Below are 22,388 nucleotides of genomic sequence, written 5' to 3' on the forward strand. Positions count from 1 at the left end.
ATATAAAAAGCACTCGTTAGATAAATCCAACGTTTCTTCTTACCTCTTTTTTCATACTGGTTGTTTTGTTCAGTTTTCAAAGAGCAAATTTTCTGCCGTTTTCTTAACGGCGACTTATCTAATATAACATGAATGTAATATCCTGTCAACGACTATTTTTTATTTATTGTCGCTAAGTCATTTGAATCTCTTTCGCTTTTGACGACGATTATTAATGTACCATGATATAAATTGGAAGTCAACGAAATAAAGAAAATCTAAATTATCTTTTAATTACGTTCAAAACAAGAAAATAAACGCTTCTATTATGTAGTAAAATGACATCATGATTCCATTTCTCATTTTTATTTTACTAGAATCCGAACCTGTCACGAATCCCTAACCTTTTAATCCTCAATTTCAAAGAAAATATGCTATACTACAAATGGAATACTAAGGGAGGAATCTGAAAAAACATGTCACAATTAGTCTATTCGAGTAAAATAAATAAAATCCGTTCATTTGCTTTAATCTTGATTTTTGCTGGAATTCTTCTTATGTATGTAGGTTTGATTTTCAAAAGTAGAGAATGGTTGATGGTTATCTTCTTCATATTTGGTCTATTAGCAATCTTCGCGAGCTTAATTGTCTATTTATGGATCGGTACACTCTCGCTCCGAGCCGTCCCGATAATATGTCCCAGTTGTGAGAAACCGACAAAAATGCTCGGACGGGTTGATGCGTGCATGCACTGCAAACAACCGCTCACATTAGATAAAGATTTAGAAGGTATGGAGTTTGACGAGAAATACAATAAACGTAAATATGCCAAACAAAAAAATCAATCAACCGATTAAAAAAGTCACCCGGGGTATCATCCCAGGTGACTTTAGTTTAAATTAATGTTTCTCTGTTGCTACCTTACTGCACTCTTCACAAGTTCCATACAATTCCAGGCGGTGGTGGCTAATGTTAAAGCCCGCTACTTGTTCTGCCAGAGATTCTACTTCATCCAATGATGGGTAATGAAAATCTACAATCTTACCGCAACTGTTACAAATAATATGGTAATGGTCGGTTGTAGTGCAATCAAACCTGCTGGAGGAATCTCCATAGGTTAGTTCACGTACGAGCCCGATTTCTTTCAACACACGTAAATTATTGTAAACTGTTGCAACACTCATATTAGGAAACTTCCCCTCCAGCCCTTTATAAATCTCGTCCGCTGTAGGGTGAGTCATCGAACTTAGAAGGAATTCGAGAACTGCATGACGTTGTGGAGTAATCCGGACGCCTGATTCTTTTAATGTATCAATCGCATCTCGCAGTCTTTTTTCAGACATCACAGCAACCTCGCTTTCAATTAAATATTCAATCTAATAGATAATATAACATACAACTTATATTATTAATTAATAATCTTTATAATCAGTGTACCGTTATTCTCAATTCTAGTCAATATAAGTAGCTTGAGAATAGTGAAAACTTATCAATTATCTGCTAATATTAATTAATAACCGCGAGTTAAATCAATTTTATTGATGTATTCACCCTTATTACTTACATATACGGCAAGGTTCTTATGGAAGATATCCAATGCCCGTTTCACATATTCTGGAGATAGACCAGAGATGTGTGGGGTGATTGTAATATTCTCTTCTTTCCAGAAGCCATGCTCTTTAGGGAGTGGCTCCTCTTTAAAGACATCAAGAACAGCATGGCCAATTTCTTCGTTGCGTATCGCCCGCAGCAGATCTTCTTCAACCAATACATCTCCTCGGCCCATATTTAAAAACACGGCGGATTCTTTCATTGCTTTAAAATGTTCATAAGTTAAAAGCTGTTTCGTTTCCTCTGTACTCGGTAGAACAGAAACAATTAAATCCGCTTTAGGTAAAATATGCAGTAATTCCGCTGTGTTATATACTTCATCAAAATGCTCAGCTGCTTTCCCGCTCCGGGAAATTCCTATTACATTCATTTGAAATGCTTTCGCCAGTCTTGCAGTTTCGCCACCGATTGCACCTGTTCCAAGGATGAGTAATGTCTTTCCGGTAATTTCTCGAACCCTTACTCCTTTATCCCACTTGGAATGACGCTCATTTTCAATAATGGTTTTCGAATTGCGGTATACTTGAAGAAGCATTGCAATTGCATATTCGGCCATTTGCGTCTTATGGATGCCTCGCGCGTTTGTAAGCAGGATCCCCTTTTCTTTCAAGCGTTCAAACGGAAAGCCATCCACTCCCGCAGATAAGCAAGCGATCCATTTTACGTTAGGTGCTTTTTCAAGCAACTCTTCCGTCACATCATTTCCGTACGTAACATATACTTCTGCCTTCTTCAAATGCCTCTCCACTTCTGCATCAGTTTCGCCAAAAATAAATTGCTGCTCTGGAAAAGTCTTTATCAATTTTTCTTGATGCTTGTCTGCTACTTTAGCTGAAAATACAATCATGAAATCACTCCTCATCCCTATAGATTATGTTCTATTATGCATGAACTTCATCACGTAAATATTCCAGTGCCTCTTCCACATGCCCTTTCACTCGGACTTTACGGTATTCTTTTAATAACTTTCCTTCTTTATCAATAATAAAAGTAGAGCGTTCAACTCCATAATATTCTCGTCCAAAATTCTTCTTCAACTTCCAAACATCAAAGGCTTTAGCTAATTCATGGTTCTCATCCGCCAATAATTCAAACGGCAAATCATGTTTTTCGATGAATTTCTGATGTCTTTCCACCGGATCTGGACTTACTCCAAGAATCACTGCATCCAGCTCACTGAATTTCTCATGATTATCTCTAAAATCACAAGCCTGCGTTGTACAGCCTGGCGTCATATCTTTCGGGTAAAAATAAAGAATGACATATTTCCCCCTATAATCACTCAAACTGATTTCCTCTCCGGACTGATTCTGTATAATGAAATTGTTAACTTCTTTTCCTAATTCAACTGTCATGAAAATTCCTCCATCTCTTTTATCGCGGTGTAACTGGGTATAGCCCCCACATCAAGCTCCAGCAGACATTTCAGTTTCTAAGTGGGAGTTGCAGCAACCAGTAACTGCCCGGTTCGTTCGACTAACATTCCGTGAAAGTGAAGTACAGCCCCACAGAATGAAGTTCTACTTTATACCCACTATATCATAGACAGTAACTGGATTCCTTAAAAAATGCTTTAATTCATTATGTACGAAATGATAATATTTGATATAGTAAATAGGCATCTATTCATTATATGTATTACTGTAATAACTCATGAACAAGGAGGCTTAACGATGAATCATCAAACATCAGAAAAATTGCATCAAGAAGCATTAGAACATATTGTCGGCGGAGTGAACTCCCCTTCCCGCTCTTATAAAGCAGTAGGTGGTGGTTCACCTGTCTATATGGATCGTGCTGAAGGTCCTTATTTTTACGATGTCGACGGAAATAAATATATTGATTATTTAGCGGCATATGGTCCAATCATTACGGGACATGCACACCCACATATAACGAAAACGATTCAAGAACAAGCGGCAAAAGGGGTGCTTTACGGAGCACCAACGAGTCTTGAAAATAAATTTGCGAAAATGTTAAAAGAGGCAATTCCTTCCCTTGAAAAAGTCCGTTTTAATAACTCGGGAACAGAAGCAGTAATGACAACTATCCGTGTCGCTCGTGCATATACCGGACGAGATAAAATCATCAAATTCGCTGGGTGCTACCACGGACATTTTGATGCAGTGCTCGTTGAAGCAGGCTCAGGACCTTCCACATTAGGAACACCGGATTCAGCTGGTGTTCCACAAACAACGGCCAATGATGTCATCACTGTTCCTTTCAATAATTTAGCAGGACTAAAAGAAGCATTAGAAAAATGGAAGGATCAAGTAGCTGCAGTTCTTGTGGAACCGATTGTCGGGAACTTTGGAATCGTGACACCACATGACGGGTTCCTTCAAGGCGTAAATGACCTTGCCCACGCGGCAGGTGCACTCGTTATTTATGATGAAGTCATTTCTGCATTCCGCTTCACTTATGGAAGTGCCCAGCAAGTGTACGGTGTCGAACCGGATATGACAGCAATGGGTAAAATCATCGGTGGCGGCTTGCCAATCGGTGCTTATGGCGGGCGCAAAGATATAATGGAACAAGTTGCCCCGCTCGGTCCAGCTTATCAGGCAGGCACGATGTCAGGTAACCCGTTATCCATGGCTGCGGGGATTGCCTGTTTGGAAGTGCTTCAAGAAGAAGGTGTTTACGACAGGTTGGAGAAGCTTGGTGCACAGCTTGAAGCAGGTATTTTAGAAAAAGCAGCGAAACATCAAATTGATATTACAATCAATCGTCTGCGCGGAGCATTAACCGTGTTCTTCGGTACAGAAGAAGTAACAAACTACGCGGAATCCGAGGCAACCGACGGTGAGGCTTTCGCGAAGTTCTTCCAACTGATGCTACATGAAGGAATAAACTTGGCCCCATCGAAATACGAAGCCTGGTTCCTAACGACGGAGCATACAGAGAAAGATATTGATGACACAATCGCAGCTGTTGACCGAGCCTTTGAACAAATGAGATAATCAAGAGCGGAAACGCCCGTTTAGCGACGTACGGATTGGACTGAGCCGGAGAAGATAAAGGAAACACAGCGACCAAAGGGAGCTGATGTTGACTTATCGTACGGAGGTAAAGGAAATCCGATAGTCGCTGGGCACTGGAGCTGGATGAGATAGAACAAAAACAGGAAGAAATCTTTTAACGGATTTCTTCCTGTTTTTTATATCTTGATACCATTATCTAAATTCTGGATTTCATATAAATCAAAGTAACTTCCTTGTTTCTTCATTAACTCTTCATGTGAACCTTTTTCCACGATTTTCCCGTTTTCGATAACGACGATTGTATCGGCATGGGTAATGGTAGCAAGGCGATGGGCAACGATAAAAGTTGTCCGCTCCGCAGCAAGTTTTTCCATCGTTTCCTGGATCAATGATTCACTCTCCAAGTCAAGAGCTGATGTTGCTTCATCGAATATGAGAATTGGTGGGTTTTTCAAGAATACACGGGCGATTGCGATTCGTTGTTTCTGACCACCGGATAATTTCACTCCTCGTTCACCGACTAATGTATCATAGCCTTTCGGGAGACTCATAATAAAATCATGGGCATTCGCTGCTTTTGCCGCTTCAATTACCTCTTCATCCGAGGCATACGGATTCCCCATTCGGATATTCATTGCAATCGATTCACTAAATAAAATATTGTCCTGTAAAACCATCCCAATATTATTCCGTAAAGAGCGTGCTTTTACATCCCGAATATCTGTACCGTCTACTCGGATTGCTCCACCGGTCACATCGTAAAAACGCGGAATCAAGCTAATAAGTGTTGATTTCCCGCCACCGCTCATTCCAACAAGGGCAACGGTTTCCCCTTTTTCCACTTTGAGGTTCACATCTTTCAGTACTTGCAATTCATCCTCATCATAATGGAATGAAACATGTTCGAACTCCACCGTACCTTCCACTCGGTCCAATTGCTCGGCGCCCTCTTTATCCGTAATATCATATTTTTCATTCATGAATTCGAATACCCGGTCAATCGAAGCAATTGATTGGACTAGGACAGTGGATGAGTTGACTAAACGGCGTAACGGGCTATACACCCGGTCCATGAACCCGACAAAGGCAACCATCGTACCGACTGTCACATTCCCATTAATCACCTGGTAACCTGCATAAGCAATCACGAGCAGTGGAGCAAGGTCTGTGATTGTGTTCGTGACGGCAAATGTTTTCGCATTCCAGTCTGTATGTTCTAGGGCTTTATTCAGAAAGCCAGAGTTTCGCTTACCAAATTGTTCCTGCTCATAATCCTCCAACGCGAAGCTACGGGTGACAGGTACTCCTTGAATTCGTTCATGGAGATGGCCCTGAACCTCTGCCAATTTCTGTGACCGTTCTCTTGTAAGCTGCCTGAGTCGACTATAAAAATATTTAATTGCAAATCCGAAAAACGGAAAGAGCGCAATAGCGACGAGTGTTAACGGAATATCCATAGCAAACATGATGCCAAGTGCAATAAATATAGTAATTAAATCCAGCCACACGTTCATTAACCCGGTCATCACGAAATTCTTCGTTTGTTCGACATCATTTATTACCCGGGAAATTATTTCACCGGATTTTGTCTTCGAATAATATTTTAAACTGAGCTTTTGAATATGGTCAAAAAGCTTATCACGAATATCGAAAAGAACCGTATTTCCGACCCACTGGGCGTAATATTGTCTGGCATATTCAATCGGTGGACGGATGATTAAGAATATCAGAAAGGCGATTCCCATTACCCATAAAAGTTGGGTTACTTTCTCATCCGTTGTCAATGTCTCCACATAAATAATATCATCAAGGACATATTTAAGTATCAGTGGCATTAACAAAGGGATTCCGAATTTTAAAATCCCGATTAAAATCGTCAGGAAAATCTTCCACTTATATGGCTTTACAAATTCCATATATTGTCTAATACTACTCATGCAGTCATCTTCCTCTTATACGTGCTATAAATAATAGTTACCCATCTATTGTTAACCTTTTTCCTTTCACTTGTAAAACAAAATGCCTTGCTACAATTTGTAACAAAGCATTTAGATCGATTTCAATCTAACGGTATGTAAGGTATCGTTCATACCAATTATCGACGAAATCCGGTGCGAAGGGACCTTTCTGCTGATGGATCCAATGTTTCAATAATCTTAAGTTTTTTTGTAAGATCCGGTCGATTTCAATCGGATAATTCATCAATTTCCTATGGAGATCATATTCATCTTCATCAAGCAGCTCATACGTCATGTCCGGAAACACTCTCACATCCAAATCATAATCAATATATTTCAGGGCTTTATCTTCATATATGAATGGAGAACTAAGATTGCAATAATAATGTATGCCGTTATTTCGGATCATGCCGATAATATTAAACCAGTGTTCGGAATGGAAATAACAGATTGCCGGTTCCCTTGTCAACCATACTCTACCATCACTTTCCTTCACCTTTGTCCGATCATTTGCCCCGATTATTTCTGACTCCGTACCTTTTAAAACTAGGCTGCTTTCCCATATGCGATGAACCGTCCCATTATGTTTATAGCTTTGTATTTCTATTCTAGAACCAGGCTCCGGAGCAACCACTTGGATCAACCTTCCTTTTACGTTAATTACTCTTTTCTTTTTATATCTTATCTATTATAAAGGGAATGATATAAAATATAAAGGAAAAGAGCCTCCTATAACGGAAGCTCTTTTTTATCCAAGTTATTTTTTGTTTTGTTGAGACTTTTGGTTTTTGCGTTTTACTTCTTGTGCATCAGTCTCAGAAGCAAACTCTGTCCCATATTGACCTTGCTGTGCCATTTGGTTTTGCTGTCTTACTTTTTGTACATTGGTGCCCGCCTTAGAGTTTTTAGGGTTGTTGTTAGCCATCAATATCACCTCCGTAGTTGTTAATTTATCCATTTCTCGCAGGACTATACGGAGGAAAATATTACTTCTGGAAAGCTTGGAGAGGCACTAGGCACCAAAATGTCTAAAAACCGCGGATTCTTAAATGCGATACAGGAAATGGTAGTTTTTTCATTTCGTCTGGGCTCGCCAGACGGAGGCGGTTGTCTGCCACTTCGATCGCATCTGTTTGGGCTTCGTAAATTTCGATATCCCATATTAAATGGCTGAAGACGTGTTTCAAATCGCCGTCCCGTTTCCCAAGCCTAACATCAACACCATATTCTTTTTTAAACCACTTCGGGATATCGATTAGAGCAACTTCGCTGAGCGGAACCATTGGAAATTGGTACATATTCGCAAGCAATCCCGTTTCCGGTCGTTTTTCAATTAAATAATTGCCGTCCGCATTTTTCACCTTTAGTGCTGCATAAAATATTGGCTTTTGTTTTTTCGCCTTCGATTTTACTGGTAATTCGGCTTGAGCACCGACTTCAAAGGCACGGCAATGTTCTAGTACGGGACAGACGAGGCAAGCAGGTGACTTCGGTGTGCAAATTGTTGCACCAAGGTCCATAATCGCCTGATTAAAAGATGATGGATCTTCTTTTGAAATCACTTCCCTAACGACTGTTTCAAAATGTTTTTTCGTTCGCGGACGAGCGATATCATCATTAATTAATAACAAACGGGAAAATACGCGCATGACATTTCCATCCACGGCTGGTTCTGGCTGATTAAATGCAATAGACAGAATTGCTCCTTGAGTGTAGGGGCCGACACCTTTTAAGCTTCCCAACTCCTTCTTTTCATCCGGAATGGTTCCCCCATAATTTTCCACGACTTCCTGTACCGCTGTATGTAAGTTCCTCGCCCGTGAATAATATCCTAACCCTTCCCACTCTTTCAATACTTCTTCTTCTGGGGCTTCTGCGAGTGAGTATACGGTTGGATATTTCTCCATAAAACGTTTAAAATAAGGGATAACAGTATCTACTTTGGTTTGTTGCAGCATGATCTCAGATACCCAAATACGATAAGGGTCCCTCGACTCTCTCCAAGGGAGCATGCGCTTATTTTCATGATACCAAGTTAATAAATCAGATTCGAATGCTTTTATGTTAAAATTTTGTAAAATATCTTCTACCATTGTGCCACCTTCCTTTGGTACAATTGATGTATACGATTAAAAGTAACCTAAAAAATTATTGCTGTTTTTGACTATGAACATTGATTAATAATAATTAAAACGATAGGAAGTGTCCTTAATTATGGATACCGCTACACATATTGTAATGGGCGTCTCACTTGCAGGACTTGCAACATTAGACCCCGTTGTACAGAGCGATCCAATGCTCTTTAACGCTGTACTCGTCGGAACAATTGTCGGGTCCCATGCACCAGACTTTGATACCGTATTTAAAATGAAAGATAACGCCACCTACATCCGGCACCATAGAGGAGCAAGCCATTCGATCCCAGCCGTTATCCTATGGGGGCTACTCGTTTCCGGTGGTATATACTTATTCGTCCCAGAAGTAAGCTTTCTTCATTTATGGCTCTGGACTGCCCTTGCCGTGATCATTCACGTGACAGTTGATCTCTTCAATGCATACGGAACTCAAGCTTTCCGGCCGTTTACGAATAAATGGATTGCAAAAGGCTTCATCAACACGTTCGATCCATATATTTTCACATTGAACGTTGTCGGAATCATCGCCTGGTCACTCGGGGCAAATCCCGCCTATACGTGGATCACGATTTATACGGTCATCATCCTCTACTATATTAAACGATACTTGGATAAACGGGAAATCGTTCATAAAATCAAAGAACATTTTCCTGATACAGTAGAGATTACAACTTCACCAACATTAAAGCAAAATTATTGGCGGGTCGCAATTACGACGAAAAATCGGTTCTATGTAGGTAAAGTGGAAAATCGTCATATTGAAATTGTAGATGAATTCGAGAAAATATCCTTACCGGAAATTCCACTTATTGAAACAGCGAAGACGGATGAAAATATTGCTGCATTCTTGAACTTCTCCCCCGTTTACCGCTGGGAAATCAATGAGTTCGATGCCTATACCGAAGTAAGACTGATTGACCTTCGCTACCGCTCGAATGATTATTATCCATTTGTCGCTGTAGTGAAAATCAACCCAGACCTTGAAGTTATCAGTTCCTACACAGGTTGGATCTTCTCTGAGCATAAGCTGCAGCGGAAATTATATGCTAGTGACACGCTCGCCTAAATTGATTTATCGTTAGAAAACGAAGGTTGTCACCAAGCTATTAGGTGACAACCTTATGTAGATAATAATACCAAATAAGAACAGCAGGCTATCCTGTTGTTCTTTTATTTATCCACCTTTTTGCCAAGTAGTGAAATCGGCAATGCTTCTATCGCTTCATATCGTTCATCAAGCAAATTAATTCGATATCCCCAAGCAAATATACCGTTTATGTACTCAATCTGAAATCGGAAACCTGGCTCCATCTTCAATTGATAAATTTCTTCTGGTTTGAATTCATCTGGGGTCATCGTGTAGGAAATGGCAACCTGCATTTTCCTTTCATTAATCTGTACTTCGGAAATATTCCCTTGCTGCTCCGCTTTCAGTGCTTTTTCTTTTAATTCCCCAATTTCTTTATATAGTTGCTCCACGGAGTAATCACTATATCGATAATTCATGTCGTTTCCCCCTATCCTTCTTCTAGCTTACCAACTTTTCACCAGGAAGGGAATAATCAAACTCCTCGCGGGAAAATTTGTTATTCCTGTTCGATCTGTTCTTCAATAAACCGCTCAATTAAATCGAAGGGAAATCCTTTCCGGTACAATCCCTCTTTAATCTTGTTTCGGAGCTCATAACCGGAAAACTTCGCTGCATGTCTCCTCACCAATTTCTCCCCTTGGAAAACAAGAGCATCCCATTCTTCATCTGTATCCAATTCACCGAAAAACTCCGAGGCAACATCTTTCACAACATCGCTAGCAAAACCTTTCTGAATCAAGTTCATCTGAAGCTGTTCCATCCGTTTACGAAAAGCATGCTTTGTGGATTGCCGAAGTTTCTTTTCCATAAACTTATACGCCTTATCATATTGCTCCTCATACCCATACATCGGAATGACACTTGCAATAATTGCCGCACTGACACCTTTTTCTTTTAATTCCTGCTCAATCAGCTTTGGACCTTTCGACGAGGTGTTCATTCTGGTGCGGATGAACATTTCGGCAAATTCCCGATCGTTCAGCAGTTTTTCTTTCGTCAGGCGCTCGATGATTTTCTCTATATACTCAGGCTCTAATTCCTTCTTCATTAAATAGTCATAAATTTCTTTTTTTGTCCGCATTCGATAGCTTAAAAAATGAATAGATTGGGTATAGAACTGATGGAGCCTTTCTTTTTGCGTTATTTTCTTGATTGTCTCTTCATCTAGTTCCAATCCCTTACGCAGCCTGAATTCGATTAGTACTGCTTCATCGACACCGAATGCAAAAGCTTCACCATTTCCATCATCAAGGAATATGTTATAACGGCTCGTATTTTTCTGTTGCGTTGTGATTCGGGTAATTTTTTTCAAAATCCTTCACCCCTTCCATCCTATTTTATCATGAAAAGAGAAGGGGCAGTGAATGTTCAGCATCCACCCAAATTTGTTTTTCATTAACCGATCATAAGTTGCTTTCGAAGGCTTGACACAGGGCCTTTGGATACTTTAATCCCGGCAGAAAAATCAGACGAAAAAGAAACAAAATCAGTAAAAAATTTTTAATAATATTTTTTTAAAAAACCCATTCACATTTTGTAAAATCCGTTGTAGAATGAGTTAAGTAAATTGATTACATCATGTAGAAAAGAGATGACGGCTTACAGCATTCCGTACGATTAAGAAATTTAATAGGGAAGGCAAATGGTGCGCCACCGGTATGTTCATACTGGTTCTAGTGGGTTCGATTCCCACCCCGAATTTTTGTTTATCGCAAGTTTTAACGTAATATCGTGGATAAAAATTCGTGGGTAGGATTCAGGAGGACCGCTTGTTTTAGTGGCTGCACCTTGAATAATACCCACCTGGAATAAAGGAGGGTTTTTTTATGCTAAAAATGCGTGAATTACAAGAGGTGCCAGTTCTGTATGAATTGATGACACATCCTGAAGTATTTCCCTACGTTAGACAAAAAGCCGACACATTGGATGAATTTTATTTTGTAACAAGACAGACGATCGAAGCCGAACAAAACCAAGAGTTGATTTCGCGAACGATTCTAGATGAATTCGGGCAGCCGATTGGTACAATCAATTTATTTGATATTGAAGAGAATCACGGATTCCTCGCCACTTGGATTGGGAAGCCTTATTTTGGCAAAGGGTATAACCGTCAGGCAAAGGATATGTTTTTTGACGAGTTATTTTTCACCCAAGGGATAGATGGTATATTCATGAAGGTTCGTAAAACGAATATCCGCTCCTTAAAAGCCGTATTAAAGCTTCCATATATCGCATTAGCTAATGAAACCTATCCTGAAGTGTTCGCGAAAGTCAATCCAGATGAGGAGATTTATGATTTATTCGTTATATCAAAGGAAAGCTATGTCTCCTACAAACAATTCGTACCTGTAGAAACAGCAGCGAGTGGTATAGAGGTTTCATAAAGTGAAACTTCATTCAGTGGGGGATCCTTCCCCCCTAATAAAGGCCGTATATTAAAATAACCAAAGCTGGTTCAGATATATCTGGCAGCTTTGGTGTTTTATTTGCTCCTATACACCGTTACTGAGTTAGATTCTCCTTATCTGTCTTAAACTGCTTCAGTGCTTCTTCCAATGCTCTTTCCTTTGTATGTTCGAAAGCATACACCGTCTGGATACCCGAGCTCTCAAAATCCATTGTCGCCTGCCAAACCTGACACTTCTCCACCCCTTCAAGATAGATGATTGTCGTTTTCTTATCCAACACTTCTATTTCAATTCTCTGATTGTTAAACACACTTCGTAATAGCAAGCTCTTTGTATAACTTGAGATTAATGGATGATATAACACCATGCAACCTAGTGACAAAGTATCACCTCCTTCGTTCTAATCAGGAACATATTATCATATGTTAACTAAATGAACAAGCGTAGTGGAACTTATTGTCTTTTTGCGTGATACCATATGTATTGTCTAAACGATTATATGATTCTAAAAAAAGTAGTGATGCTTAAATGATTGAACAAATCGCTTACAATATAAAATTTTTAAGGGAACAGAAAAAATGGACACAGCAAAGACTTGCTGATCAATTAATGATTTCCCGTTCTACCGTGACAAAATGGGAAAACAACCAGCTGACCCCTGATATACAGAGTTTAATTAAACTTAGCAGTGTATTTAACATTACACTCGATAATCTTGTAGGCAATTATACATACCACGAGGAATTGATGAAGGAATTTAAACGGATTTACCGTTCCAAATCGGTTGAATTTGATGATGAGGCTGTTAAACTTGTGGAATATATGATGAAGTTCCCTGAATTGAAAGAACAAATTTATCGTCTACAGCAATTATCCATTAAAAAGCAAATATCGGTTCAAAAGCTATTAGCAAGCATAATCGATCAATATGAACAAATTTGAAAAGAGAGCAGGAAGACTGCTCTCTTTTTTGTTGTTCAACATTCTCACGTATGGTGCAAAGGGTGCTTATGCCTATTGTTTAAAATTCGTTTGTCTGTTATATTAGTAGTATAACAGACAAACGGGTGGGACAGATGCTCTGACCCCGTGTCCCAGTGAAAGGTGGGTGGGTGTATGTTTTTAGAGCTAGATATGGCTGGGGATAAGCCGATTTATGTTCAGTTGAAGGAGCAGATTATTGAGGGGATTGCGCGGGGGAGTTTGCGGCCTGGGGATGATTTGCCTTCTGTTCGGGCACTTGCTGCTGATATTGGAATTAATTTGCACACGGTGAATAAAGTTTATCAACAGCTGCGGCAAGAAGGATATATCCAGATTCACCGCAGCCGGGGAGTGATGATTCATCCGGACGGCTTTCTTAAGGCTGATAAAACGTACCGCACAAATCTTAAAGCAACGTTACGGCCCCTCATTGCGGAAGCGATCGTCCATGATTTTAGTGCAGAGGAATTTGCCCGTTTATCTCAAGAAGTATATGAACAAATTTTAACGAAAGAAGGTGGAGAAGATGAATGAGTTCCTATTTCCAATCATCGTTTTAACGATTTTTATTCCAGTAGTAGTAACGATTACGTTCATCCCTTACTGGACGCGGAGAACGGAAAGCTTTGGAGTTACGATTCCCCAGAAAATTTATCCTAGCGCTGAGTTAAAGAAAATGAGGAAGCAGTATGCAGGATACACAAGTATATTTGCCCTGCTTCTATTAATTGTTTTATTCGCTTTAGACTGGAACGTATCTGAACAGGTGTTGGGAATCCAGTTAGCCATTACCATTATCTTATATCTACTAGTCAGCTTTCTCATTTATTTGAAATTCCACCTTGAGATGAAAAAGCTGAAAGAAAAAAGAAATTGGAATGAAGGAAAAAGCGAGCGTCTTTTTATTAGCACGAATTTCTACCAGGATAAATTAAGATATTCAAATCTCTGGTTTTTAATCTCGTTTTTCACTACATTTATCGTTATATTTTTCACCTTTAAAAATTATCATATACTTCCTGAACGAATTCCAATGCAATATAATTTCTCTGGTGAAGTAACAACCTGGACGGACAAATCATATCGCTCTGCACTGCTTTTTCCAGTTCTAATGCTTTATATGACTCTAATCTTTTTATTTGTAAATACAATTATATCTTGGGCAAAGCAGCAGATAGATAGTGAAAATCCGGAGAAATCATTGAAACAAAATGCAATGTTCCGTAGAAGGTGGTCACTTTTTACCATTATCGGCGGTATTGCCTTAACCTTACTCCTTGCCTTTGCGCAGATCAGCCTATTTTTTAACTTTAGCCCTGAAGTCTTTCTGATGATCACGTTGAGCTTCACAGTCTTGCTCATCGGTGGAGCCATTTACCTTTCGTTTACGACGGGTCAAGGTGGGAGCCGAATAAAGTATGGAACAATGATTAATGATGGGAAAACAATTAATCGCGATGACGATAAATATTGGAAGCTTGGGGTCATCTATTTCAACAGGAATGATCCTGCATTATTTCTTGAAAAAAGATTCGGTGTCGGATGGACGATTAATTTCGCTCGTCCTTTAGCATGGATGACACTTATTCTAATTATCGGGTTTGCGATTCTTATTCCACTATTATTCAGTTAAAATTGGAGGGATAAATATGAATGAATTTGCGATGGAATCTATTAATTTGGGATTGATTTTGCCAATATTTTTTATCCAAGGAATCTTAATAGTCGTAGCAGTTTTCGACTGGATCAAACAGGAAGAAAATGTCCGGGGTAACCGTTGGGTATGGCTTGTTATCATCCTAGTCCTCACGATGATTGGACCGATTCTATACTTTATCTTTGGAAGGAGAAAATAATGATGAGCATCCTATCCGTAACAGGCTTACGTAAAGAGTACAAAAATATGACTGCTGTACGTGGTGTGGACTTCTCTCTTCCTGAAGGGAAGTGTATTGCACTAATTGGACCGAATGGCGCCGGGAAAACGACAATCTTACGGATCCTTGCTGGACTGCTGAAACAGACGGATGGTGCTGTTACTTTTTCCGGTAAAGAAACAAATGCGGATATTCGTAAATTTATCGGCTACTTGCCACAGTATCCTGTTTTCCCTAGTTGGATGACCGCACGTGAATTTCTGCTTTTCAGTGGAGAAATCGCTGGCCTGACAAAAGAAGAAGCAGCGAGACGTGCAGAAGATTTAGCAGAACAAGTTGGGATTACAAATGCACTTGACAAACGGATTAGCGATTTTTCCGGAGGGATGAAGCAGCGTCTCGGAATTGCCCAAGCGATTATCCACTCTCCACAACTCCTGCTGCTTGATGAACCAGTTTCATCCCTTGATCCAATCGGCCGGCGCGACGTATTAACCTTACTCGAACGGTTGAAAAAAGAAATGACGATTCTTTTCTCAACCCATATCCTAAATGATGCCGAAGAAGTTTGTGATGAGCTTCTTTTGCTTCATGATGGAGAAATCAATGAGGCGGGTTCAATGGAAGCGTTACGGGAAAAATATCAAACGTCTGTCATTGAAGTTGAATTTCAAGAAAATCCTCAAAGATATTTAGAGAAGCTAAAACAACTTCCGGGTATAACTGACTGTACGCTCGAACGGCAAATTATAAAAATTCCAGTAGCTGATATTGCTCAAGCTCGGAAAGAGATTTTCCAAGCTGCAGCAGAAGAGAATTGGCCAATTATCGGTTTTAATTTAAATCGTGCTTCTCTTGAAGACCTATTTATGAAGGCGGTGAAGAAATGAGACAGTGGCAAACGCTTGTTAAGAAAGAACTGCTTGGTAACTTTCGGGATAGGAAATGGATTTGGGTACCCATCGTTCTCATTCTCCTTGCCGTCATGGATCCTGTATCAAACTATTATTTACCGCAAATTCTCGATGCAGTCGGTGGACTCCCCGACGGAGCGATTTTCGAGATGCCTCAAGTCACCGGGATTGACGCCATCATGATGAGTATAAGTCAGCTCAGCAGTTTAGGAATATTAATTTTCGTTCTTATTTCCATGGGCACGATTGCTGGTGAAAGAAAATCCGGAATTGCGGAACTGATTCTTGTAAAGCCCGTATCCTATACGGCTTATATTATGAGTAAATGGACAGCTCTGCTCGCACTCGTACTCGTATCCTATATCGTAAGCATGCTGTTCGCCTGGTATTATATCGGGATGCTCTATGAGTTCATACCAATCGGGGATTTTTTGCTCCTTCTTTTCTTTTACGGACTCTGGTTCGTCCTCGTTGTAACACTATCGATTTTTTATAATACGGTATTCAGATCACCTGGACTTGTCGCGTTCAGTACCATTGCAACAATTATAGTTTTGAGCGTTGTAACAAGCATGTTCGGACAAAAATTGAATTACAGCCCGAGCAATCTTTCAAACCACGCCTTGCACTATTTGCAAACCGGCGACATCTCAGGAGCGCTCATCGGCTCAGCAGTAACAACGATTAGCATCTGCGCTCTCCTGCTTGTCTGGAGTATTTATATCTTCCAGACAAAAGAACACGCATCCTAAACCGCGTCTATCATAATTGAAGTTAAATGTTAGAGTAGGAAGAAACCAGGTTTTTATTTTCCTAAACAGGCAGATTATTCGCCTTGGTGGGAAAGTAAATGGAGTTTGTTTGCCCAATTAAGCTGCTTACTCTATGCAATGGGAAAATAAACGAGATTTATTTTCCCAATTTAGCCGAATGCTCTATGTAATGGGAAAGGAAACAGGATTTATTTTCCCAATTTAGCCGAATGCTCTATGTAATGGGAAAGGAAACAGGGGTTATTTGCCCAATCTAGTCGCATGCTATATGCAATGGGAAAATAAACGAGAGTTATTTGCCCAATCCAATCGCTTGCTCTATACAATGGGAAAATAAAAGGGATTTATTTTCTCAATAAAGCCACATGCTCTTTACAATGGAAAAGTAAACTGGATTTATTCCAATCAAGTAGCCTGCACACTTCAAGAAACACGAAAAAAGCCAGCATCATTTGCTGGTTTTTTCTTATTCCCTATCCTTAATTCTTTTCAGGAACCTTTCTATCGGCTGCATTTCAGGAATCACAATATACTGTTTACCGTCCGTCTCGACTATTATATTACCATAGCCGGCTGTCGAGAAGATTTGACTCTCAACTTTGGCCAAATTGTTAATTACCCGTTCGACTGGATGTCCGTAATCATTCGAAGCACTATACGTAATAATCGACACCTCTGGATTTACTTTTTTGAGAAATTTTAATGTACTACTGGAATTCGAGCCATGATGGGCGACTTTTAAAACTTCCGAATTGACATCATACTTTTCAGCAATTGCCTCTTCCTGTTCCGCTTCCACATCACTCATAAAGAGAAAGTCTATTTCATTATAGGACAACTTGAACGCTATGGCTGATTGATTCCTATTTTCCGCATGTTCATCTGCCGCATGTAGAATGTGCAGTTGCACATCTTCTGCTAACATGATTTTGTCATCTGCTTGAGCGATTTGTACGGGAACTTGTTCTTTGAAAAGATAGAACCGATATTTGGCAAAGGTTTTCGTCAATTGAACCTCTCCATTCTCCAAGACTTTCCGTACAGGAAAATGCTCCAACACATCGATTAATCCGCCAATATGATCATAATCCGGGTGGGTCGCAATCATTAAATCAATTTCTTCGATGTGTTGCTCCTTTAAGTATGATATGAGCTTACTTCCCGCTTCAGGAACACCGCCATCGATTAAGATTGCCCGATTATCAGGAGTTTCAATTAACATACTGTCCCCTTGCCCAACATCAATAAAATGGACGCGTAAGCCGCTGTTTGGTGCTGTATATGTAATTTGCGGGATCATAAGTAATAAAAGGAAGAATAAATGGAGTACTTTTTTCATCGGTACCACCCTTTCTTCCTCTTATTTTGCTCCGAAATATTCCGCTTATGAGCATGAAAAAAATCCCGCTGCACTAGGGCGGCGGGATTAACAAGTTTTAAGCCTGTTTTACTATTATTTCATCTTCTTTTACATCAATATGAACCTTATCCACGGATTCGGACTCAAGAATTAAATCAGTAAGTTGGTCTTCAATTTTATCTTGGATGACACGACGTAATGGTCTTGCACCGAAGCGTGGGTCGTATCCAAGTTCGACCAGTTTTTCTTTCGCTGCACTTGTAATTGTGATTTCAATATCATTTTCCTCAATCGTTTCTTCAAGCTCATGCAGCATAAGGTCAAGAATAGATAATAAGTTTTCTTTTGTTAATTCGTTGAACTCTACAATCGCATCGAAACGGTTCAAGAACTCTGGTTTGAAGAAATCACTTAAGTTTTCCAAGGTCGAAACGGCGTCATGTGTGTTATTGAAACCAACATTGACTTTCTTCGTACCTGTACCAGCATTACTTGTCATAATTATGACGGATTCTTTAAAGCTCACCATTCTACCTTGGGAGTCTGTCAAATGGCCATCTTCCATAATTTGCAGGAACATATTTTGCACGTCTGGATGTGCTTTTTCAATCTCATCCAGCAAAATGATGGAATACGGATTATGACGGACTTTCTCGGTTAGCTGGCCTGCTTCTTCATGGCCTACATATCCTGGTGGTGAACCGATAATCTTGGACACGGAATGTTTCTCCATGTACTCACTCATATCAAGACGGATGAGTGCGTCACGTTTACCGAATAATTCTTCTGCAAGAACTTTCGTCAGTTCCGTTTTACCGACACCAGTCGGACCTACGAAGAGGAAGGAACCAATTGGACGTTCTTTCGATTTCAAGCCTGCACGACTACGACGGATTGCTTTAGCAACTTTGTCCACCGCTTCATCTTGTCCAATTACTTTGCCACGTAAATGGGTTGCAAGGCCCTTCATCTGCTTTTGTTCTTCTGCTTGCATTTTCGTTACCGGGATCCCTGTTTTTTCTTCAACGATCAATTCAATATCTGCTACTGTTACATCGGTAACTTTTTCATTGTCATCCGCTTTCTCCAATTGTTTCTGTAATTGGATTTCTTGGTAACGGAGATTTGCCGCAAGTTCGTAATCTTCGCGTTCGGCTGCTTCTTGTTTTTCCTTCACAATTTCATCCAAGCGTTGTTGCAAGGAGTTTGCATCTTGCTGTGAATTTTTTAAATTCAAGCGGGAGCCGACTTCATCCATTAAATCAATCGCCTTATCCGGCAAGAAACGATCTTGGATATAGCGATCTGATAATGTAGCAAAAGCTTCAATAACATCATCAGAATAATTCACTTCATGGAACGCTTCATAGCGATCTTTAATTCCATGTAAAATCTGTACCGTTTGTTCAAGCGTCGGTTCTTTTACAATAACTGGCTGCAGGCGACGTTCGAGTGCCGGATCTTTTTCAATTTGACGATATTCTTTAAGTGTCGTTGCCCCAATTAATTGCATTTCCCCACGGGCAAGAGCGGGTTTAAGAATGTTTCCTGCGTCCATTTGTGAACTCTCTGCTGTACCTGCCCCTACAATTAAGTGGATCTCATCAATGAATAGGATGACATCTTTTCTTTCCTGGAGTTCTGTGATCAGTTTCTTCATTCGTTCCTCGAACTGACCACGAATACCAGTATTGGCAACTAAAGAGGCGACATCCAGCAAGTATACTTCTTTAGAGAGTAACTTACTTGGAACAGTACCTTCGACAATTCGTAGTGCTAGACCTTCTGCAATTGCCGTTTTACCTACACCTGGTTCCCCGATAAGGACCGGATTGTTTTTACTTCTTCTGTTCAATGTTTCAATGACTCGTTTAATTTCCTGATCGCGTCCGATAATCGGATCGATTTCTCCTGCTCGTGCTGAATCAGTTAGATTTTTCCCTAATTGGTCAAGTAGACCTTCACGTTTTCTTGTTTGCTGTTTTGTACGTGCACCTGTTTGTCCATTTCCTCCAGCTTGGAAGAATTGATTTTCAAACGGATTTTGCCCTTGATTAAAATTAGAGAAGAAATTATTTGCCTGGTTCATCATATTTCCTTGTATTTCACGTAAACAGGAGTTACATAGATGCATTTCCATACGCTGTCCGTTCACAAAAACAGACGCATTTACATTTGCTTCATTCTGACCGCAATGTTGACATTTCATCTTACATTCCTCCTAAAGTAGTTTTATATTGATCAAATTTGACTTTGACTATCTTTGACTTTAACTACATTATACTCTGACCTATTTTGACTTTCAAGTGTTTTGCCTAACTTTTTCTAAAAAAATTTATCGTGGGAAAAGAGCGGACATGGCTAGCCCTGAACACCTAAATCACCCACAGCAATTTTATTTTATAGTTTCCGATAGAACGAAAAAGCAGATTGAGAGTCGTTTCATCTCATCTGCTTTTTTCATTTCATATTTTTAGCATCATTTTTATAATCGTTATCCCAAAAATTGATTCCTTTATTTCTTCCGTAAAACTAACAATTGACAATTCGTCAAGAAGGTTGAGTAGATATTTTTAGCAGCCATCTATCATCCCTCACTTCTAAGTATTCTATAGTAGTATACCCAAAATGTGCGCCTGGGAAACTAATGATTCTAGAAATCAGATTTTACAAGTTCTTCATTTCTCTCTGACGTAATTCGATTCTTCTTATTTTCCCTGAAGATGTTTTCGGAAGTTCATCAATAAATTCTATTTCTCTCGGATACCTGAATGGTGCCGTTTCACGTTTCACATGATCTTGTAATTCTTTAATCAAACCTGGGTCGTTCTTGTCCACATTTTGCTTTAATACGATAAATGCTTTTACAATACTTCCGCGAACCTTATCTGGACTTGCCACTACCGCACATTCTTGAACAAATGGATGTTTCACAAGCGCATCCTCTACTTCAAAAGGTCCAATCGTATACCCCGAGCTGACAATGATATCATCCCGGCGGCCTTCAAACCAGAAATAGCCGTCCTCATCCTTGCGCGCCTGATCTCCGGTAATATAAAAATCTCCTCGTCGGGATGCTTTTGTCCGTTCCATATCCTTATAATATTCACGGAAAAGAGCTGGACTGTCGATATGGACTGCGATGTCCCCAACTATATTTACATCTGCAATATTGCCATCTTCGTCAATAATTTCCACTTCATTACCTGGCGTTGGCTTGCCCATGGAACCTGGCTTTACTTCCATATCTTTCGTAATGCCAAGGAGTAGAGTATTTTCTGTCTGACCGTAGCCGTCACGTACCATAATCCCAAAATGCTTGCGGAAAGTATCAATTACTTCCACGTTTAGCGGCTCTCCAGCAGAGACGGCACTACGTAAATGTGGCAGCTTATAATCTTCAAGATGTTCGACTTTCGCCATTAAACGGTATTCTGTTGGTGTACAACAGAGCACATTGATTTCATTATCCTGAAGGAGCTCCAGATATTTGGACGGTTCAAATTTACCGCTATAAATAAATCCAGTCGCTCCTGTTCCTAGTACGGATAGAAACGGACTCCAGATCCATTTTTGCCAGCCTGGACCTGCCGTTGCCCACACTAAATCATCCTCTTCCACGCCAAGCCAATTTTCTGGCGCTGTCTTTAAATGAGCAAATCCCCAAGCATGTGTGTGCACAACACCTTTTGGATTTCCTGTTGTTCCCGAGGTATATGGCAAAAATGCGATTGTCTCCCTGGTCGTATCTGCCATTTCAAGTTCATCACTGGCACTCGCTTTTGCTTCATCGAGAAAATCCCATCCATCAACGGTATGTCCCACAGAAAATTTCTTTAGTTCCGCAAAATTAGGCACTTTCCCTACCTCGCTTGTAGATTCATGAAAAGCTACAACGCCACTAACTTCCCCGTGTTGGATCCGATATTCCAATTCGTTGGCCTTCAGCATTTCGGAGCTTGGAATAATTATGATTCCTGTTTTTAATGCTGCTAAATAGACTTCGTACGTTTCAATGAGTCGTGGCATGATGATGAGAATTTTATCTCCTCGCTGTAAACCACTGTTCAGGAATACATTCCCGATTTTGTTTACATTCCGTATTAAGGCCTGATATGTAATCTCTTTTTTATTATTGTTTTCATCTAGCCAAATAAGTGCTTTCTTGTTTTTATCTTTCGCATATTTCTCGACTTCCATCGCAATATTATATTGTTTAGGTGCAATTAAATCCTCTCTCATCATCGTGACTCCACCACTTTCTTATGAGTTTTCATTATTATAACAAAGAATCAGAAAGTTTGGTATGATTTTA

At 39.9% G+C, this 22,388-nt stretch carries 23 protein-coding genes; 10 read left to right on the forward strand and 13 right to left on the reverse strand.

The window, feature by feature from the left end; genetic code table 11:
- Nucleotides 1-455: 455 nt before the first annotated feature.
- Nucleotides 456-836 (forward strand): YgzB family protein, encoded by a 381-nt coding sequence (locus tag SPD53_RS07390; protein ID WP_156856592.1) that lies wholly within the window; start codon nucleotides 456-458, stop codon nucleotides 834-836.
- 42 nt (nucleotides 837-878) lie between these two features.
- Here SPD53_RS07390 and perR read toward each other — a convergent pair whose 3' ends face one another.
- From perR to bcp, 3 genes are all read right to left on the reverse strand, one after another.
- The gene (gene perR / locus SPD53_RS07395; protein ID WP_156856593.1) at nucleotides 879-1,322 is read right to left on the reverse strand and encodes a peroxide-responsive transcriptional repressor PerR; all 444 of its coding nucleotides are present in this window, start codon (nucleotides 1,320-1,322) and stop codon (nucleotides 879-881) included.
- A 167-nt stretch (nucleotides 1,323-1,489) separates the two neighbouring features.
- A complete protein-coding gene (locus SPD53_RS07400; RefSeq protein WP_336252134.1) occupies nucleotides 1,490-2,437 on the reverse strand; it encodes a D-2-hydroxyacid dehydrogenase in 948 nt (315 codons plus the stop codon).
- Between the two features lie 34 nt (nucleotides 2,438-2,471).
- On the reverse strand, nucleotides 2,472-2,945 hold the full coding sequence (gene bcp / locus SPD53_RS07405; RefSeq protein ID WP_336252135.1) for a thioredoxin-dependent thiol peroxidase: 474 nt from the start codon (nucleotides 2,943-2,945) through the stop codon (nucleotides 2,472-2,474).
- Between the two features lie 318 nt (nucleotides 2,946-3,263).
- On the opposite strand from bcp, the gene SPD53_RS07410 reads away from it, so the two are divergent.
- Nucleotides 3,264-4,553: a glutamate-1-semialdehyde 2,1-aminomutase gene (locus SPD53_RS07410; RefSeq protein ID WP_336252136.1), complete on the forward strand. Its 1,290-nt coding sequence runs from the start codon at nucleotides 3,264-3,266 to the stop codon at nucleotides 4,551-4,553.
- Nucleotides 4,554-4,750: 197 nt separating this feature from the next.
- Here SPD53_RS07410 and SPD53_RS07415 read toward each other — a convergent pair whose 3' ends face one another.
- From SPD53_RS07415 to mutY, 4 genes are all read right to left on the reverse strand, one after another.
- The gene (locus SPD53_RS07415; protein WP_188856351.1) at nucleotides 4,751-6,511 is read right to left on the reverse strand and encodes an ABC transporter ATP-binding protein; all 1,761 of its coding nucleotides are present in this window, start codon (nucleotides 6,509-6,511) and stop codon (nucleotides 4,751-4,753) included.
- Nucleotides 6,512-6,638: 127 nt separating this feature from the next.
- Nucleotides 6,639-7,166 carry a nucleoside tri-diphosphate phosphatase gene (ntdP, locus tag SPD53_RS07420; RefSeq protein WP_156856598.1) on the reverse strand — a complete coding sequence of 176 codons (528 nt, stop codon included), beginning with the start codon at nucleotides 7,164-7,166 and terminating at the stop codon, nucleotides 6,639-6,641.
- Between the two features lie 123 nt (nucleotides 7,167-7,289).
- On the reverse strand, nucleotides 7,290-7,457 hold the full coding sequence (locus SPD53_RS07425; RefSeq protein WP_156856599.1) for a gamma-type small acid-soluble spore protein: 168 nt from the start codon (nucleotides 7,455-7,457) through the stop codon (nucleotides 7,290-7,292).
- 103 nt (nucleotides 7,458-7,560) lie between these two features.
- Nucleotides 7,561-8,625 carry an A/G-specific adenine glycosylase gene (gene mutY, locus SPD53_RS07430; protein ID WP_156856600.1) on the reverse strand — a complete coding sequence of 355 codons (1,065 nt, stop codon included), beginning with the start codon at nucleotides 8,623-8,625 and terminating at the stop codon, nucleotides 7,561-7,563.
- Nucleotides 8,626-8,746: 121 nt separating this feature from the next.
- On the opposite strand from mutY, the gene SPD53_RS07435 reads away from it, so the two are divergent.
- Nucleotides 8,747-9,733 carry a metal-dependent hydrolase gene (locus tag SPD53_RS07435; protein WP_336252137.1) on the forward strand — a complete coding sequence of 329 codons (987 nt, stop codon included), beginning with the start codon at nucleotides 8,747-8,749 and terminating at the stop codon, nucleotides 9,731-9,733.
- A 104-nt stretch (nucleotides 9,734-9,837) separates the two neighbouring features.
- On the opposite strand, the gene SPD53_RS07440 is transcribed toward SPD53_RS07435, so the two are convergent.
- Together SPD53_RS07440 and recX are read right to left on the reverse strand one after the other, a co-directional pair.
- Nucleotides 9,838-10,173: a YfhH family protein gene (locus SPD53_RS07440; RefSeq protein WP_336252138.1), complete on the reverse strand. Its 336-nt coding sequence runs from the start codon at nucleotides 10,171-10,173 to the stop codon at nucleotides 9,838-9,840.
- 80 nt (nucleotides 10,174-10,253) lie between these two features.
- Complete coding sequence (recX, locus tag SPD53_RS07445; RefSeq protein ID WP_156856603.1) at nucleotides 10,254-11,069, reverse strand: recombination regulator RecX; 816 nt, start codon at nucleotides 11,067-11,069, stop codon at nucleotides 10,254-10,256.
- A gap of 514 nt (nucleotides 11,070-11,583) precedes the next feature.
- Here recX and SPD53_RS07450 point away from each other — a divergent pair.
- Nucleotides 11,584-12,141, forward strand: coding sequence for a GNAT family N-acetyltransferase (locus SPD53_RS07450; RefSeq protein ID WP_156856604.1), 558 nt, complete (start codon nucleotides 11,584-11,586; stop codon nucleotides 12,139-12,141).
- 118 nt (nucleotides 12,142-12,259) lie between these two features.
- Here SPD53_RS07450 and SPD53_RS07455 read toward each other — a convergent pair whose 3' ends face one another.
- On the reverse strand, nucleotides 12,260-12,532 hold the full coding sequence (locus SPD53_RS07455; RefSeq protein ID WP_156856605.1) for a hypothetical protein: 273 nt from the start codon (nucleotides 12,530-12,532) through the stop codon (nucleotides 12,260-12,262).
- 161 nt (nucleotides 12,533-12,693) lie between these two features.
- Here SPD53_RS07455 and SPD53_RS07460 point away from each other — a divergent pair, with 161 nt between their 5' ends.
- From SPD53_RS07460 to SPD53_RS07485, 6 genes are all read left to right on the forward strand, one after another.
- Nucleotides 12,694-13,107, forward strand: a complete 414-nt coding sequence (locus SPD53_RS07460) for a helix-turn-helix domain-containing protein (protein WP_156856606.1) — start codon at nucleotides 12,694-12,696, stop codon at nucleotides 13,105-13,107.
- A gap of 174 nt (nucleotides 13,108-13,281) precedes the next feature.
- Nucleotides 13,282-13,683 carry a GntR family transcriptional regulator gene (locus tag SPD53_RS07465; protein WP_156856607.1) on the forward strand — a complete coding sequence of 134 codons (402 nt, stop codon included), beginning with the start codon at nucleotides 13,282-13,284 and terminating at the stop codon, nucleotides 13,681-13,683.
- Nucleotides 13,676-14,782, forward strand: a complete 1,107-nt coding sequence (locus SPD53_RS07470) for a DUF1648 domain-containing protein (RefSeq protein WP_336252139.1) — start codon at nucleotides 13,676-13,678, stop codon at nucleotides 14,780-14,782. The genes SPD53_RS07465 and SPD53_RS07470 overlap by 8 nt, the downstream gene beginning before the upstream one ends.
- A gap of 16 nt (nucleotides 14,783-14,798) precedes the next feature.
- Nucleotides 14,799-15,005, forward strand: coding sequence for a PLD nuclease N-terminal domain-containing protein (locus tag SPD53_RS07475; RefSeq protein ID WP_156856609.1), 207 nt, complete (start codon nucleotides 14,799-14,801; stop codon nucleotides 15,003-15,005).
- 2 nt (nucleotides 15,006-15,007) lie between these two features.
- A complete protein-coding gene (locus tag SPD53_RS07480; RefSeq protein ID WP_156856678.1) occupies nucleotides 15,008-15,916 on the forward strand; it encodes an ABC transporter ATP-binding protein in 909 nt (302 codons plus the stop codon).
- Nucleotides 15,913-16,692 carry an ABC transporter permease gene (locus SPD53_RS07485; protein WP_156856610.1) on the forward strand — a complete coding sequence of 260 codons (780 nt, stop codon included), beginning with the start codon at nucleotides 15,913-15,915 and terminating at the stop codon, nucleotides 16,690-16,692. The genes SPD53_RS07480 and SPD53_RS07485 overlap by 4 nt, the downstream gene beginning before the upstream one ends.
- A 487-nt stretch (nucleotides 16,693-17,179) precedes the next feature.
- Here the strand turns inward: SPD53_RS07485 and SPD53_RS07490 are convergent, their stop codons facing one another.
- From SPD53_RS07490 to mbcS, 3 genes are all read right to left on the reverse strand, one after another.
- Nucleotides 17,180-18,052 carry a ComEC/Rec2 family competence protein gene (locus SPD53_RS07490; RefSeq protein ID WP_336252140.1) on the reverse strand — a complete coding sequence of 291 codons (873 nt, stop codon included), beginning with the start codon at nucleotides 18,050-18,052 and terminating at the stop codon, nucleotides 17,180-17,182.
- 97 nt (nucleotides 18,053-18,149) lie between these two features.
- The gene (locus SPD53_RS07495; RefSeq protein WP_336252141.1) at nucleotides 18,150-20,282 is read right to left on the reverse strand and encodes an ATP-dependent Clp protease ATP-binding subunit; all 2,133 of its coding nucleotides are present in this window, start codon (nucleotides 20,280-20,282) and stop codon (nucleotides 18,150-18,152) included.
- 458 nt (nucleotides 20,283-20,740) lie between these two features.
- Entirely contained in the window at nucleotides 20,741-22,318 is a 1,578-nt protein-coding gene (mbcS, locus tag SPD53_RS07500; RefSeq protein ID WP_336252142.1) for an acyl-CoA synthetase MbcS, read from the reverse strand.
- Between the last annotated feature and the right edge of the window lie 70 nt (nucleotides 22,319-22,388).

Origin of the sequence: Oceanobacillus sp. MO10714A (assembly GCF_037072045.1) — a bacterium.
Taxonomy (GTDB): Bacteria; Bacillota; Bacilli; order Bacillales; family Amphibacillaceae; genus Oceanobacillus; species Oceanobacillus indicireducens.

Bases quoted from the DNA above. Each gene is read 5' to 3' on its own strand.
- SPD53_RS07390 (WP_156856592.1), top strand. From the start codon at position 456: ATGTCACAATTAGTCTATTCGAGTAAAATAAATAAAATCCGTTCATTT.
- perR (WP_156856593.1), bottom strand. From the start codon at position 1,322: ATGTCTGAAAAAAGACTGCGAGATGCGATTGATACATTAAAAGAATCA.
- SPD53_RS07400 (WP_336252134.1), bottom strand. From the start codon at position 2,437: ATGATTGTATTTTCAGCTAAAGTAGCAGACAAGCATCAAGAAAAATTG.
- bcp (WP_336252135.1), bottom strand. From the start codon at position 2,945: ATGACAGTTGAATTAGGAAAAGAAGTTAACAATTTCATTATACAGAAT.
- SPD53_RS07410 (WP_336252136.1), top strand. From the start codon at position 3,264: ATGAATCATCAAACATCAGAAAAATTGCATCAAGAAGCATTAGAACAT.
- SPD53_RS07415 (WP_188856351.1), bottom strand. From the start codon at position 6,511: ATGAGTAGTATTAGACAATATATGGAATTTGTAAAGCCATATAAGTGG.
- SPD53_RS07425 (WP_156856599.1), bottom strand. From the start codon at position 7,457: ATGGCTAACAACAACCCTAAAAACTCTAAGGCGGGCACCAATGTACAA.
- mutY (WP_156856600.1), bottom strand. From the start codon at position 8,625: ATGGTAGAAGATATTTTACAAAATTTTAACATAAAAGCATTCGAATCT.
- SPD53_RS07435 (WP_336252137.1), top strand. From the start codon at position 8,747: ATGGATACCGCTACACATATTGTAATGGGCGTCTCACTTGCAGGACTT.
- SPD53_RS07440 (WP_336252138.1), bottom strand. From the start codon at position 10,173: ATGAATTATCGATATAGTGATTACTCCGTGGAGCAACTATATAAAGAA.
- SPD53_RS07450 (WP_156856604.1), top strand. From the start codon at position 11,584: ATGCTAAAAATGCGTGAATTACAAGAGGTGCCAGTTCTGTATGAATTG.
- SPD53_RS07455 (WP_156856605.1), bottom strand. From the start codon at position 12,532: ATGGTGTTATATCATCCATTAATCTCAAGTTATACAAAGAGCTTGCTA.
- SPD53_RS07460 (WP_156856606.1), top strand. From the start codon at position 12,694: ATGATTGAACAAATCGCTTACAATATAAAATTTTTAAGGGAACAGAAA.
- SPD53_RS07465 (WP_156856607.1), top strand. From the start codon at position 13,282: ATGTTTTTAGAGCTAGATATGGCTGGGGATAAGCCGATTTATGTTCAG.
- SPD53_RS07470 (WP_336252139.1), top strand. From the start codon at position 13,676: ATGAATGAGTTCCTATTTCCAATCATCGTTTTAACGATTTTTATTCCA.
- SPD53_RS07475 (WP_156856609.1), top strand. From the start codon at position 14,799: ATGAATGAATTTGCGATGGAATCTATTAATTTGGGATTGATTTTGCCA.
- SPD53_RS07480 (WP_156856678.1), top strand. From the start codon at position 15,008: ATGAGCATCCTATCCGTAACAGGCTTACGTAAAGAGTACAAAAATATG.
- SPD53_RS07485 (WP_156856610.1), top strand. From the start codon at position 15,913: ATGAGACAGTGGCAAACGCTTGTTAAGAAAGAACTGCTTGGTAACTTT.
- SPD53_RS07490 (WP_336252140.1), bottom strand. From the start codon at position 18,052: ATGAAAAAAGTACTCCATTTATTCTTCCTTTTATTACTTATGATCCCG.
- SPD53_RS07495 (WP_336252141.1), bottom strand. From the start codon at position 20,282: ATGAAATGTCAACATTGCGGTCAGAATGAAGCAAATGTAAATGCGTCT.
- mbcS (WP_336252142.1), bottom strand. From the start codon at position 22,318: ATGATGAGAGAGGATTTAATTGCACCTAAACAATATAATATTGCGATG.